At 38.6% G+C, this 14889-nt stretch carries 12 protein-coding genes; 6 read left to right on the plus strand and 6 right to left on the minus strand.

Translation table 11 applies throughout. The features are described from left to right. The first annotated feature begins 140 nt into the window (after positions 1-140). From ACIROD_RS15575 to ACIROD_RS15590, 4 genes are all read left to right on the plus strand, one after another. Positions 141-1310 carry an MFS transporter gene (locus tag ACIROD_RS15575; RefSeq protein ID WP_402941925.1) on the plus strand — a complete coding sequence of 390 codons (1170 nt, stop codon included), beginning with the start codon at positions 141-143 and terminating at the stop codon, positions 1308-1310. Between the two features lie 228 nt (positions 1311-1538). After that, positions 1539-1853, plus strand: coding sequence for an MTH1187 family thiamine-binding protein (locus tag ACIROD_RS15580; protein WP_230178269.1), 315 nt, complete (start codon positions 1539-1541; stop codon positions 1851-1853). Positions 1854-2747: 894 nt separating this feature from the next. Then, positions 2748-2876 (plus strand): hypothetical protein, encoded by a 129-nt coding sequence (locus ACIROD_RS15585; RefSeq protein ID WP_402941928.1) that lies wholly within the window; start codon positions 2748-2750, stop codon positions 2874-2876. After that, a complete protein-coding gene (locus ACIROD_RS15590) occupies positions 2873-4237 on the plus strand; it encodes a BclA C-terminal domain-containing protein (RefSeq protein WP_402941930.1) in 1365 nt (454 codons plus the stop codon). Before ACIROD_RS15585 ends, ACIROD_RS15590 begins: the two co-directional genes overlap by 4 nt. Positions 4238-4766: 529 nt before the next feature. Here ACIROD_RS15590 and ACIROD_RS15595 read toward each other — a convergent pair. Next, positions 4767-5231, minus strand: a complete 465-nt coding sequence (locus ACIROD_RS15595; protein WP_230178272.1) for a hypothetical protein — start codon at positions 5229-5231, stop codon at positions 4767-4769. 1448 nt (positions 5232-6679) lie between these two features. Beyond that, the gene (locus ACIROD_RS15600; RefSeq protein WP_402941932.1) at positions 6680-7231 is read right to left on the minus strand and encodes a hypothetical protein; all 552 of its coding nucleotides are present in this window, start codon (positions 7229-7231) and stop codon (positions 6680-6682) included. A 241-nt stretch (positions 7232-7472) separates the two neighbouring features. Here ACIROD_RS15600 and ACIROD_RS15605 point away from each other — a divergent pair, with 241 nt between their 5' ends. Continuing rightward, positions 7473-8537, plus strand: a complete 1065-nt coding sequence (locus ACIROD_RS15605; RefSeq protein WP_402941934.1) for a sulfite oxidase — start codon at positions 7473-7475, stop codon at positions 8535-8537. 536 nt (positions 8538-9073) lie between these two features. Continuing rightward, a complete protein-coding gene (locus tag ACIROD_RS15610) occupies positions 9074-9490 on the plus strand; it encodes a hypothetical protein (protein WP_402941936.1) in 417 nt (138 codons plus the stop codon). Positions 9491-10031: 541 nt separating this feature from the next. On the opposite strand, the gene ACIROD_RS15615 is transcribed toward ACIROD_RS15610, so the two are convergent. The 4 genes from ACIROD_RS15615 to hppD form a co-directional block, all read right to left on the minus strand. Then, positions 10032-11189, minus strand: coding sequence for a homogentisate 1,2-dioxygenase (locus ACIROD_RS15615; RefSeq protein ID WP_230178300.1), 1158 nt, complete (start codon positions 11187-11189; stop codon positions 10032-10034). A gap of 50 nt (positions 11190-11239) precedes the next feature. After that, complete coding sequence (gene fahA, locus ACIROD_RS15620; protein WP_402941939.1) at positions 11240-12535, minus strand: fumarylacetoacetase; 1296 nt, start codon at positions 12533-12535, stop codon at positions 11240-11242. Next, on the minus strand, positions 12532-13476 hold the full coding sequence (locus ACIROD_RS15625) for a hypothetical protein (RefSeq protein ID WP_101221513.1): 945 nt from the start codon (positions 13474-13476) through the stop codon (positions 12532-12534). Before ACIROD_RS15625 ends, fahA begins: the two co-directional genes overlap by 4 nt. Before the next feature lie 61 nt (positions 13477-13537). Next, complete coding sequence (gene hppD, locus ACIROD_RS15630) at positions 13538-14656, minus strand: 4-hydroxyphenylpyruvate dioxygenase (RefSeq protein ID WP_402941941.1); 1119 nt, start codon at positions 14654-14656, stop codon at positions 13538-13540. Positions 14657-14889 lie beyond the last annotated feature (233 nt).

Raw genomic sequence — 14889 nt, forward strand, 5'->3', positions numbered from 1 at the left:
GATATGATTGTTTAATGAATTTTTTAAAGGGTTTAGAGAGGGTGAGTCAATTGACTAAAAACCTTAGACAATTGAAAAACGTTTCGGTGTTCCAAACGCTTCTAACTTAGAAAAATAATTTAGAAGCGAGGAATAATTATATGAAAAATCAAAGAATCTTTAATAAATCATTTCTTTTTTTATTTATAAGCAACTTTTTAGTTTTTATTGGGTTTGAAATGTTGCTTCCTATTTTGCCCGCCTATTTATTAAGCATGGATGCATCTTCCATTCAGGTTGGTCTAGTAACATCATTATTTACGATAGGTGCTGTTTTCATCAGGCCTTTTGTAGGTTACTATTTAATTGATAACCAGAGGAAAAGTCTAGCCATTTGTGCAAGTGCAGCTTTAATGATCATTACGATACTATATCCGTTTCTTAATATTATATGGCTTATTCTATTGTTACGACTTTTCCATGGTGCAGCGTGGGGGGTATCAACTACAGCTAATAGTACAATAGTAGTGGATTTGATTCCTAAGACACGCTTAGGAGAGGGAATAGGGTATTTTTCTATATCCACGACAGTCGGGGCTATCGTTGCACCAAGTATAGGTATCCTAATCTATGACTCTTTTTCCTTCAATATTTTGATATGGTCATCAGTAATACTGAGCTTATTGGCAGTAATTGCGCTTCAATTTGTATATTCACCTACTATTGTAAAGCGTGAGAAGAAGCCATTTCGTTTTTTGAATATGATTTTTGAAAAAGACGTTTGGTTCCCAGCATTACTTACAGTTATTACAACACTTGGTTTTGGGGCTATTATTACATTTTTGGTTCTTTTTGGTGAACAAAGGGAAGTAGATCATATTTTTCTATTCTTCCTTATCAATGCAACTGTCTCAACTTTACTACGTCCGTTTACCGGAAAATGGTATGACAAAAAAGGACCTTGGTCTATTATCATTATGTCAGCTGTGTTAGGATTTTTTTCACTTGTTATCCTATCGTATACGACAAATGATTCTCAACTTATCATTGCGGCGATTTTATTTGGGGCAGGTTATGGAACTGTTATGCCATGTTTACAAACATGGACTGTTCAAAAGGTAAGTGAAGAAAAAAGAGGAGCAGCCAACGCAACCTTTTTTTCCAGTTTTGACGTTGGTGTTGGAGTTAGCGCATTTGTATTAGGTATTTTAGCTAAATGGATCAGTTTAGAGATGATCTTCAGGTTTGTTAGTCTAAGTTTTATTGTTGTTGCTGTTTTAGTCTATAAGGATTATATAAATGAAAAGATAAGGCATAAGAAATCGATCTAAAACAAGTCCACCTCTATTTTAATAGAGGTGGACTTGTTTATTTGGCTGATTCTACAGTAATTTTCTTGCCAGTAGAAGTGCTTTGATTTACGAATCTCACGCTCCAAAACTCATATCAAATTTCCCAGGTTCGAAGTTTGAGTTATAATAGTAAAAAACACCCGACTATACTAGGATGGATGTTAGTAAGCTTCTTGATTAATACATAAAAAGGATTGGTGAATAAAAATGGCAATTGTTGATGTAACGGTTATTCCTGTCGGTACACAAACTCCAAGTGTTAGCAGCTATGTGGCAGATATTCAAAGAGTATTAAAGCAATATGAAGAGAAGGGAGAAATCCGTTTTCAACTGACACCCATGAATACAATCATTGAAGGCGATCTGCCTAAATTATTTGAAGTGATCCAAGCGATGCACGAAGTACCTTTTGAAAAAGGTCTTGCTAGAGTCTGTACGAATATCCGAATCGATGACCGTCGTGATAAAGAACGCAGGATGGAAGACAAAGTAAAGCGAATTAAGGGCATGCTTGAGGAATAACAGGTTTTGTAAGTGATGGGGTTTTGAGGTTAAATATGTTAAATATTTGAATTATTAAGAGACATGGAATTCGAGCCGTTGGACTTGATAGCCTAGTGGTGCGATGGGGGGAAGATCTCCGATAGCAACAAACTTCTAGGGATTTTGTATTGTTCCCGTATATATGTGGAAACTGTCTCGTTATTTTGTAGTAAGCAATTATAGAAGCAAACAGTCCATGCGGCAAATTCTAGAGCGCATGGACTTTTCTTTTTTCTTATACCTATTACACGAATAGATATTGACGTGTAGAAGTGGTAACATTGGTATATTATTTCTGCAAACCACACATTGATTTTAACGCTCCTCATTAGTCCTCTAACATAAAGTTACGTAGGATTTTTATTTTATCTCGATCTTTTTAAGATAAAATTCCCCTTCAAAGTAAACATTTCCATTAGTAACAAAAGGAGCGGTGCCTTAAAGAAGACTGGGGTAGCGACTACAAAGCCGCTGTAGTAAAAGGTATTACGAAGGCAAAAGAATTACCGTAAATCCCTAATTTATTGCCTTACAATCCTAAATAACCAACTGTTGTGGTATATAAGCCATTGAGGTCGATATTATATTTAAGGGGATAGTGAAGATCTTTGATGCAATCGATGAGGGGAAAGCCTCTTTTTTTATTTAGGATTTGATGAATAATGTGATTTTATTATGAACTAACGATGAAGTTTTAAGTCTAACTGCTTATTTATAAATTTAAATTTCTTGGGGGTTTTTTTGATAATAATGAATTAGAAATACACCCCAATTTTCTCCTTTTGATTTTTACCATGTAGCCGTTCCGCTCTACACTCCAGGGCAATATACATGTTAAAAAGAAAGGAGGCATGGTTTGTGTGGAGGGAAAAAATGAAGAAGGAAATCTCAGGAAGCAAAAAAAAGTTATCAGAATTAAAAGACGGTGCAAAAGTTGCGAAAAGATACATTGTAAATGCGAAAAAAATCATGAATCTTCCTGTGGTGACAAGAATAAAGTGAGTTGCCTACGATGTGGAAAGAGAGATTGTAAATGCGAAAAAAATCATGAATCTTCCTGTAACGACAAGAATAAAAAAATTTGTTGTCGTTGTGAAAAGGAACATTGTAAGTGTGGGCATAAAGAAGGACCCCGTGGACCTCAGGGGCCCAAGGGACCTAGAGGACCAAAAGGATCAAAAGGAAAACAGGGACCGGTAGGACCAAGGGGACCGGCAGGACTAAGGGGACCGATAGGACAAAGAGGAGCAACCGGAGCAACGGGAATCCCAGGAGCAGCGGGAATCCCAGGACCGGCGGGAGCAACCGGAGCAACGGGAGCAGCGGGAGCAGTCGGACCAGCGGGGCCAACGGGAGCAGCGGGAGCAGTCGGACCAGCGGGACCAACGGGAGCAGTCGGACCAGCGGGGTCAACCGGAGCAGCGGGAGCAGTTGGACCAGTCGGACCAGCGGGGCCAACCGGAGCAGCGGGAGCAATCGGACCGGCGGGGCCAACCGGAGCAACGGGAGCAGTCGGACCAGCGGGGCCAACCGGAGCAGCGGGAGCAGTCGGACCAACGGGAGCAGTCGGAGCAGCGGGAGCAGCGGGGCCAACCGGAGCAACCGGAGCAGCGGGAATCCCAGGACCGGCGGGAGCAACCGGAGCAACGGGAGCAGCGGGAGCAGTCGGACCAGCGGGACCAACGGGAGCAGCGGGAGCAGTCGGACCAGCGGGACCAACGGGAGCAGCGGGAGCAGCGGGAGCAGTCGGACCAGCGGGACCAACGGGAGCAGCGGGAGCAACGGGAGCAGCGGGAGCAGTCGGACCAGTCGGACCAGCGGGGCCAACCGGAGCAACCGGAGCAGCAGGAGCAGTTGGACCAGCGGGGCCAACGGGAGCAGCGGGAGCAGTCGGACCAGCGGGGCCAACCGGAGCAGTCGGACCGGCGGGACCAACCGGAGCAACCGGTGCTGGGTTAGCGGAATTTGCGTATATTTACAATTTACTTGCTCAAACTGTTGCAATTGAGGCAGATGTTACATTCGATACAAATGGGATAACTACACCAGGAATTACTCATGCTCCAGGATCACCTTCAATACTGATTACCACTGCTGGCATTTACGAAGTCACTTTCTCCGTATCGGGTACAGAACCAAATCAATTTGCACTATTTTTAAATGGAACTTTGGTTCCTGGAACCATATATGGGTCTGGTGCAGGGACGCAGCAAAACGAAGGTCAAGCAATATTTACGATAGGAGCAGGAGGCGTTCTTACTCTTCGAAATCATTCTTCAGCCGCTGCGGTGGGGCTTACAACTCCCATTGGCGGAACACAAGCAAGTGTAAATGCTTCTATTGTCATTAAAAAATTAGATTAGTTGGATAGACGCCAGAAGCCACAAATAATCTTGGAAGCCATTGAAATTTAGAAATAGTCAGTTGCATTCTGAGCAAATCTAAATAACTAACATTTATTAATAGGGCTGGTAACGGCCCTTATTAAATAAAAACAGTTAACTAGCCTAATTAAAATAATAACAAGTAGTCAGTTCATATATATAATTGATGTGATTCAGTAAGAATATGGGAAATATTTAGTGACAGAACTGAAAAAAGAGGGGGAAATGTTTCACCCCTCTACATACCCCATTGTTACCTCGCGCTATATCCAGTGATATGATATGATTTGAAATTGTCTAAAAAATTGAACTATATCAACACATTAAAAGTAAAAGAGTAAATATTAATTCCGCATATAAGTTAACCATGGGGAGAATAAGTAGTGATAATTACAAATGAAGCTCCAAAAAAGATAAAAATGAACAGTTAGGTAGATAAGAATTCTATCTCTATAAAGGACAATTGTTTGAAAAGTGGATTCAGTAATTACTCTAGATTTACAGGAACCTATAAACGTTCGCCATAAAGTTCTTTTTCTTCATTTGGATGAAAAAGAGTGAATCCTTTTGAGCAAATCACAAATCTTCTATCTATCTCGAATCCAGCCTTATTCAAAATTTCAACAGTTCCATGTGAACCAGTGCCTGCATACCCGCAGCTACAACCAGATAGGTGTAGCTCATTTCCTTTTTTGTCTATAAGGATGAGGTCGCTATCGACCAAAAAATTTTCGTTATTAATTTCTTTAACAATTTTTGCAATTTTAAAACGGTCAAATTGGTCTTTAACTGCTTCGAATAACGCAATACTTTTATTGGTAACACCACGGTCTTTACCGTAATCTTTTATGACCAATACTTCCCGCTCATATGATTTCTTATATAGATGGTACTTTTGGTAAGTGACGTCATTTATTTTACAAATAATTGGAGTAGTACTATTCAGTTTTTTATTCGTAGATTTATTAAACATTTGACCCCTCCTAAATAGTTTTTTTATTAAGTTTATTAGGAGAAAAAGAGATTAGTACTAAGAAGCTGTTAATAGGCAAAATTTTTTCATTTCTGATTCTCTTTTAATTGATAGGGATGAATCGTGATATCGAACAGTTAGGGGGAAGTGGAAAAATTAAAAAAGCACCTAAAGTGTGCTTTTTAATAATATATCTTTATAAAATAAAGGATAAACATAATGTTCATGACAAACTCGATTATAGCAGTAATACTGACATCGAATAATATTAGTTTTCTTCGAATGATAAGGGGCAAACAAGACGGTATAAATAGAACCAATGATAGTTAAAATTAAGCAAAAAAAAAGACTAAATCTTTTCCTCTTCAAGCGTTGATTACAACTGAAAGGGGGAGATGAATGGCGGTTGGCATAAACAAAGTAATCTTTTGACAATTAACATGTCAATTCGTAGGCTATATCGTAAACGTCTATCCATGGGTAGGCAGTTTTTTATGTTATTAGGCAAATGCATTTAATAAGTGTGTGCCTAAACACCTTCTGTATGTTTTATAAATCATCGAAAGGCACTCATTGTCTGGGGGCTTTTTCACTGTATATAAAATATGTAATTTAATTATTGGGGACAAGCACAAGCGTAATTTAATAATTTCTATAATATAAAGATAAAAATAATAGTAAGAAAGACAATAAGTCTAAAGAAGAAAAATGCTGTTTTAAATTGGAATATAGTTTTAAGCTAGAGAAATGCAGTAATAGAGGATAAAGAATGATGTTGTGATTGCAGTAAAACCAAGAAACAATTGCTAAAACCATTAAGGGTTAAACCGATTTCCTTGGAGCATCCATTCATTGGGTGCTCTTTGCTTTGGGAAATAATGTGACTCGAATGTATCATACAAGGGTATGAGAGTTCCTTATATGTATTCAGCTAAAAACATAATTTCGGAAAAATTTAAGTGAATCTATATGTTTTAGAAGAAGAGGGTTACCTCTTGAAACACATTTTGTTCCAGTTGGCGGAAATCAGTTTTATTAAATAGGAAAGACATGATGCCGAAGAATATGACAACCCCTCTTTGTCATACCCTTTAAAAAAAGATAAGGGTGTGACAATGCTGAGTATGAAGAAAAACGACCAAATCGTTATTTATATAATAAAAGGCTCAACAATTAAAAGGTTTTTAATCCTAGATCTAATTATTGGATCAGGAATTTTTTATGTGGTCAAATTCATTTCTTCAAGCATATTAATAGCGAGTGCGAGCAGTTTTGTTGGAACGGAAGGAATAAAAAAGGCACCGAAAGTTCTGAAAAATGCAATGGGATTAATATCCTAAAGGATTATGCATTCCACAAAATGGAGCGTTGTTTAACAAGAAGAGAATACATATTATAAACGTCTGATATGTATTCTCCATTTTATAAAGATACAACATTGGCGTTCTCTACGTATTTTTCCATACAGTTGCATACTTCTTTTGATATTTTGCATCCTCTTCTTTTTCAACTAAATTCAGTGCGATTTGCTTTATTTCTTCATCTTTTATTTCATTAAACAAGTTCCTAAGTCCTTGAATAATATCAAAACGAATTAACGTGTAGTTTTTTTCATGAACGCAATTTAAATACCGATCAACAAGACTTCTTATTACCATTTCTTTTTGATCAGTGCCAGCTAGACCTATTTTCCATATAGATTGTAGGCTATGTCTTGCGGTGACGAATTTTTTATCTTTTGTCACTTCCCAAACCAATGGGAAATCCTTTAGCATTCTTTTCTCAGGATCACTTTTCGCCAAACTGCTAAGAAATTGTGCCGCCCTTGATCTTCGGTGGTTATCAGAATGAGTCAAATCCTCCTTCAATTGGTCCCATACATCATAAGCCCAGTCCACCTCTTCTTTGGTAGAAGCAAGGATATGATTGTAGGCTTCGTATTGTAAGTCCTTATCTTGAGAAAGTAAATTTTCAAAAGAAGTTTGTATAGTACTATCCATTAGAAACACTCCTTCTTAAATTATGATGGGCAGCCTCTCATCACTGTTGTTCTGTCCCGAATAGCCAGTTAGTCCAATTATAATTATTTTAAATAAAAAAAATACTCAATAACTTTCTCGAGAAGCGGCTATTTTTAGCCGGCATAAAGCTCGCCTGAATTTGAAGTTAAAATTCAATAACCTAATTAGGCTATACCGAACGTATACATCTATAATGATTCATTATAATTAGGGGGGAATTATGACAAATCCACATAAAGTGAAACCCTATTTATTGACACGTAGTTTGCAGCCGGAAAATCAGGAGACACCGATTCATTTCATCAATAATGATAGCATGGAAAACCAATTATTTTATAGAAGGAACCACTTTGCTTATCCGACTCTTTCCTATTCAAACTATTGGCTCCCTATAAATGGGTTAGTATCCGCTCCTTTACTGCTGTCCATGCAAGACATTCTTCAATACCCATCAAAAACAGTGGAAGTTGTCCTTGAATGCTCGGGTGACAAGCGTAATCTCTTCGAACCTAAAATATTTGGAGAACAATGGGGAAAGGGAGCTATTAGCCAAGGTAGGTGGAAAGGTGTACCATTACGAAGATTACTTGAATTATCTGGAATAGGGGAAGGGGCAAAAGAAGTTGTTGTGGAGGGTTATGATTATGGAAATAGGAAAGATCTAGATGAGATTTATACCTATACAAGGAGTTTGCCCATCGAGAAAGCACTGCATCCAGATACCATTATTGCATATGAATATAATAACCAGCCAATTCCTTTTAAACATGGTTATCCATTGAGGTTAATAGTTCCGCAGTGGTATGCAATGGCATCCGTTAAGTGGATAAAGCAGATAAGTGTTATTGATTCTACATTCAATGGGCCGTTTCAAACAATTGATTATGTGTATTATCCAAATAAAGACAATGATCAAGGCGCATTTCCAGTTACTAGAATAAATATCAATTCGACTATCCAAAAACCGCTGGATATGGAAATTGTAAATACTGGTAAGCATTTAATAAAAGGAATTGCATGGACAGGAAAAGGAGTAATTACAAAGATGGAAATTAGTCTTGATGGTGGCTATACATGGAGAAACGCCGATATATTACGTCGTCAGAATATTGATTATGGATGGGTTAGTTGGTCATTTGAATGGACTATACTTGAAGAAGGTGAGTATACGATTAAATCCAGAGCAACAGATTCATTTGGTCAAATTCAACCGAATTTTCCTTTTTGGAATAAAAAAGGTTATGGGTATAATGCCATTGATCAAATTAAAGTTAAGGTAGAATGACTATTAATTTATTTTAAGGAAAGAAACGGGAGAAAAAATTATTTAAGAAAAATATAAGTGATCCAATCGATTATAGGAAAAAAATCAGCCGTGATTATCTTTGAAATTGGTTAAATCAATTTAGTTAATCGTTGAAAATTACCAGGAACATCGGACAAAGAGTCGCTCGCTTCCGTAGCAAGAAACTCCTTCAGTGGTAAAAGGCGTTAATGATAATGAGAAAAGCCGTTCCTGGATTTGGCCAAATAACGGTTTTGTTTTACAGGGAAACACCCTACCAAAAGAGTTTTGGAGGGTTATTTGGCATGGTCAATTAAGTACTGAATAAGGGAATTGACAGCCTATTTAGCTGGTTAGTTGAGAAGTTGAGATGTGCGTGAAAAGCAGTATAGAATTCTCATGTCTCCAAATATTAAATTATAGGAGGGCTGCGATATCGACATTTCGTAATTCATTTTAAATGTGAAATTATTTTGGGACCAAAAAGCATTGTTGAAAATACAGCAATAGTTAGTTATTTTAATAGGAGTGACCCAATGAAGTTAACAAGAATATTTTTTATAGCAGTTTTTCTTTTTACTTATTTACACCTTCAAACTTACTCCTATGCAACAGAAATTAATATTTCTGAAAAAAGTAGAGTTTTGTTTAAAGTTAAAGATACTAAAGGGATTAGTTATAATGTTTATTTTTTTGCTCCTAAAGAAACTAAGACAGACTATTACCTTTGCAGCACAGGCGATGAAGTATTTGTGGGTAATTATAGTTTTCTAATTCAAAAACAAGGTGAAAAAGATATAAAAACGACGTCCGTTATATTAAAGGATTATCCTTATAACCAAACCCAAAGAACGGTTTTTCCTATAATATCCAAATCTTATCCTGATATCGTGATGGTTTCAGATCAATTGGACTGTAACACAAAGGTAGGCTATCTGTATTATGTAGGATAATGAAAAAATAGTATCGGTAAAGAGTGCTTTGTCTTATACTTTACCACCAAGGTTTAATGATAAAAAATGAGTTAGAAACAATGAATTATTACAATATGGAAGATTAATTTGGGTATTAAATACTTATGAATTGGATTTAAAGAGTAATTCATTGAAAATGATAGATAAATGTCTTTTGAGGAAGGTCAGAAGTTGAAAAATAAATGGCAATGAATTAATTCTTTGAACTATTGCCTGAAACGCCCAAAAAGGCGTTTTTTTAATGTGAGGGCTTATATGGATAAAAGTGAATGAATTAAAAAATCATACTCTTGTATATAACCGTTGATTTTTGGTCCAGTTTAGGAAATTTAGAGTTCTCATCATAGTATAAAAAGTCGCAGACTTGCTGAAGAACCATTATGACAACAAAGCGCCGGAGCTAGATTCATGCTCCGGCTTTATTTCATGAATGATATTGTGATGAACTGATCTGCCTAGGGGAGTAGATCGTTCATGGTTTGTTATCAAAAGTACAAAAATGGTAAAGAAACCTTAGCTCTTATTTTGGCAGCCAGCTGCTCATATACGCATCATCTTCTATAGCGTGTGCTTCTTTTACGATATACAGCGGACGGAATGTATCGACCATGACTGCCAATTCACGCGTTTCTTTTTTACCGATACTCGCTTCAATTTTGCCAGGATGTGGCCCATGTGGTAAACCGCTTGGATGAAGGGTAATCGATCCTGTTTCAATGCCGCGGCGGCTCATAAAGTCACCATCCACATAATATAGGACTTCATCACTTTCCACATTGCTGTGGACATATGGAGCAGGGATGGCTTCTGGATGATAGTCATACATACGTGGTACAAATGAACATACGACATAATTATGTGCTTCAAACGTCTGATGTACTGGCGGTGGCTGATGAACGCGTCCGGTTATTGGTTCAAAATCATGAATGCTGAACGCATAAGGGAAGAGATAACCATCCCATCCAACCGCATCAAGCGGATGAAAATCATACGTATAGGAAGTGATCATGCCTTGTGCCCGCACTCTGATTTCATATTCTCCTTTTTCATCTTTAGGCTCCAGTTTTTCTGGTGTCCGGAAATCACGTTCGCAATAAGGTGAGTGCTCAAGAAGTTGTCCAAACTCATTGCGATAGCGCTTTGGCGGTACGATTGATGAATTAGATTCAAGGATGAAAAAGCGAGCTTCTTCTGTTTCCAAGACGACGCGGTACGTTGTGCCAATCGGAATGATGAGGTAGTCACCTGGCCCAAAGCTTAATTCACCGAAAATACTTTCGATTTTGCCTTTTCCTTCATGGACAAACAACATTTCATCACCTTCACCGTTTCGATAAAAGTAATTCATTTGCTGGTTAGGGCGTGCAACGCCAAGTGCTACATCATCGTTTGCCATGAAAATTTTGCGAGATTCAAGAAAATCGCCGCCAACTTCCGTATTCCATGTCCGGAAATGACGATGTTTTAATGCATCTTTTTCTTCATATTCATAACGGACATCGCGGATTTTTTGAGCTTTTTTTACTTGTGTTGGTTGATTGATATGATAAATGAGTGACTGAATACTAGAGAAACCTTTCGTACCCATCAATTGTTCATAATACAGGCTTCCGTCCTCCTGACGAAACTGAGTATGACGTTTATGAGGAATGCGACCCATTTTAACATAATGTGTCATTGCCAAAACTCCTTCCATGTAACTATCTTTTATATTTAGTAGATTAGTTGCTACATCTTCACTTTATGGGTACCTAAAATCTTTGCCTCCGAAAGGGCTGGCAAAACTTGACCGCTTACTTCACCAAATCCAATTCGATACCCATCTCCTTGACACCAGCCACTGATGGTCAACTTGTCCCCATCCTCAATCCAGCTTCGTTCGCCCCCGCCTTTAAGTTGAAGCGGTTCTGTGCCGCGCCATGAAAGTTCAAGGAGGCTGCCTCGTTCTTCACGGCTTGGACCGCTGATAGTTCCAGATCCATGCATGTCACCGGGACGCATATTACAGCCTGTAATGGTGTGGTGAGCCACTTGCTGAGCGATTGACCAATACATATAGCTAAAGTTTGTATTCGTAATCCTAGTTGCTTGTTCTGTATTTTCTGGTGTCAAATGAACTTCGAGGTTAATATTAAATGCCCCATCTTTTTTTTGCTGCAAGTAGGGAAACGGCTCTGGATCCTGTTGCGGTCCTGCAGTACGAAAAGGTTCCAGTGCTTCTAGCGGCACAACCCAAGGCGAAATGGATGTAGCAAAGTTTTTAGAAAGAAATGGACCAAGAGGCTGGTACTCCCATGCTTGTATATCACGTGCACTCCAGTCATTTACTAGAACGAGCCCGAAAACATGATCTTCAGCCTGATTAACTGGAATTGGTTCCCCAAGAGTATTGCCGGGTCCAATAAACCAGCCCATCTCTAGTTCGAAATCAAGCTGTATCGAAGGTCCAAATACTGGATAATCTGCATCCTTTGGTTTGCGCTGTCCCGAAGGACGCCGCACCTGGGTACCACTTGGAACGATCGAACTTGCCCTTCCATGATATCCAATCGGCAAATGTGTCCAGTTTGACATGAGGGCATTGTCTTTTCCTCTAAAAATTGTCCCCACATTGGTTGCATGCTCTCTGGAGGCATAGAAATCTGTATAGTCTCCAATATCTGCTGGCAGAAGCATCTCTATATCTGCCAATGGGTGAAACGCTTTAAAACGAAGCTCTTCATTATCTCGTAGTACAGACGTTTTCGAATCCAAAAGGTATTGAAGTTTGTTACGTACAGCAGTCCAAACCGGACGGCCAAGTGACATAAATTGATTAAGTGAGGAAGAGGAAAAGACATTTTTTCCTTCTGCACCTGTCCCACTTAGCAAGCCAACCTCATCTATTACAGATAAATCAAGAACATAATCACCGATGGCTGTACCGGCACGGGGGCTTTGCCCGTTTTTTTGGAAAATGCCGTATGGCAAGTTTTGAATTGGAAAATGTGATTCTGGTGTTGTCTCAATAAAGGAATGTTTCATCTTACTGCCTCCCCATGAAAAATAGTAAGCTCCCCTAGTTCCTCCCGAGGCTCATTAAAGCTGCAGCTTCCATAGGAAGCTGCAAAGAAACTGCGTGCTTTGATGATTTCGGCCGAACTGACTGTCAAATCGCGCCAGGAAAGCGAGTCTGTTGTAAATGAAAAATTAGTTGGGTCTTCATCATGCAAAATGGCTTGAATGGTTGCTGTATTAACCGAACGGCTATATGCCATAATAGAAGCGGTAAATACGTTAACAAAACCATGCATGCGTGTTTTAACTTCCGTTCGGTACTGGCGTATCGGATGGTGCAGACCAGCTGTGAATTTAAGTGGCAGTTCTCGTTTCTGGCATTCGTGAATAACGAATGCTGCTTGATTGACTGTAGGAAACAAATTAGCCGTGATTCCACCCATGCGCATTTTGATACCTATACGTTTTAGGGATTTTTGGTTAATCGAATGGATAGTATCCAATGTGTTTAGAAATTGATCATTCGTTCCTTTCATTTCGCAATAAATGGGATAACTCCCAGTTTGTTTTTCAAGATTCTCCAAGAATGAATAATTAACCTGTGTTGGAAGCGGAAATTCTATTGCTTGTATGGTTCCAGCTGTTTTATATGTTTCTAAAAAATGACGAATAGCTTCCATTTCGGTTTCGATTTCTTCGAATTTCGTAAAAATAACAGATAACCGAAGTGGATATTTGTCATTAAATAGAGCTTTATATGGTTTAAGTTCACTCAATCTTGAAGCAGGAATAACAAACGGGCCGAGCATCCAGCTGTCCGAATCATGGATGTATGCATGAAAATTTGAAATAGCTTCTGGAAGCGGAAGTGCAGCCGGTGGAAATAGACCTGCATAATCAATGAGTTCTGTCATAAAATGACTGACCGCTTCTTCTCTCCACTTTACATTTACTTTTGTTAACAACAACCTCAACACCTCCTATTAAAGGAGGCCATACCGCGAGAGACAACGGTATGACCGTTCCAAATCAAATATTTCCGCGAAGTTCTTGTTCGCGTTCAATCGATTCAAACAATGCTTTAAAGTTTCCGTCGCCGAATCCAAGTGCACCTTTACGCTGTATGATTTCGATAAACAGTGTTGGACGATCAACAAGTGGTTTAGTAAAGATTTGAAGCAAGTATCCTTCATCATCACGATCGACCAGAATATTAAGTTCTTGAAGTCGTTTCACATCTTCATCAATATCTCCTACACGATTGGCAAGTTCTTTATAATAAGTCTCAGGGGTGTTTAAAAATTCCACACCATTTTCTTTGAGGGCAGCCACCGTGCCGATGATATCGTTTGTCAAAAGGGCTAGATGCTGAACGCCCGGTCCATTATAGTAATCTAGGTATTCTTGAATTTGAGACTTTCGCTTTCCTTCCGCAGGCTCATTAATTGGGAACTTAATGCGTCCTGTTCCATTCATCATGACTTTTGACATTAGAGCAGAGTATTCTGTCGAAATGTCTTCATCATCAAAATGCTTCAGAACAGTAAAACCGAATGCACTTTCATAATAGTTTGTCCATTCTTCCATAACTTCCACATTACCAACGAGGTGGTCAACACCAATTAATCCGGTTGGTTGAGATTCAAGGGTCTCGCGAGCTTCAAACCCTGGCATAAATACGCCTTTATAATCGACTGATTCTACAAGCGTATGAATTGTATCCCCATATGTACCTAATATCGCTTTTTTTACCTTGCCGTTTTCATCTTCTTCCACCCATGGTTCCCGAAGAGCGATGCCACCTCGTTCGATCGCACCAGCATATGTTTTTTCTAGATCCTTTACTAGGAGGGCGATATCTTTTACACCCTCGCCATGAAGTTTTATAAACTCGGCAACGTCTGTATTGTCTGATAGGGTACCTGTTAAAATCAATCGGATAGCGCCCTGTTCCATTACGTAAGATACACGGTCACGGGAACCTGTTTCTAATCCTTTATATGCTACAAGTTTGAAGCCGAAAGATTTCGCATAGTAATAAGCAGCCTGCTTTGCGTTTCCTGTATAGATTTCTACGTAATGAACACTCTTTACCGGGAACAATTCTTCTTTTTTAGTTTTAGGTGACGCTACCATTTTTTCAGCCATTTTAACCTCTCCTTTATCATTTTTAACTTTAAGAAACAGAATTTTCAAAATTTAGATTCTGTAATGTTTCACATCTTAATCTATAAAAATTCATCGCGCAAATATGTGTTTTAACGCGTTTAGTATTTATGGCATAAGTCTTTTAAACCGTTAAAGCGAATATGCGTTTGAGTGTACTCTTGCAAACTTTTGATTAATCCAATTAAAATGTTGGCAACAAAAACCGAAGGGGA

This window comes from Peribacillus sp. NPDC101481, assembly GCF_044767165.1.
Lineage (GTDB): Bacteria > Bacillota > Bacilli > Bacillales > DSM-1321 > Peribacillus.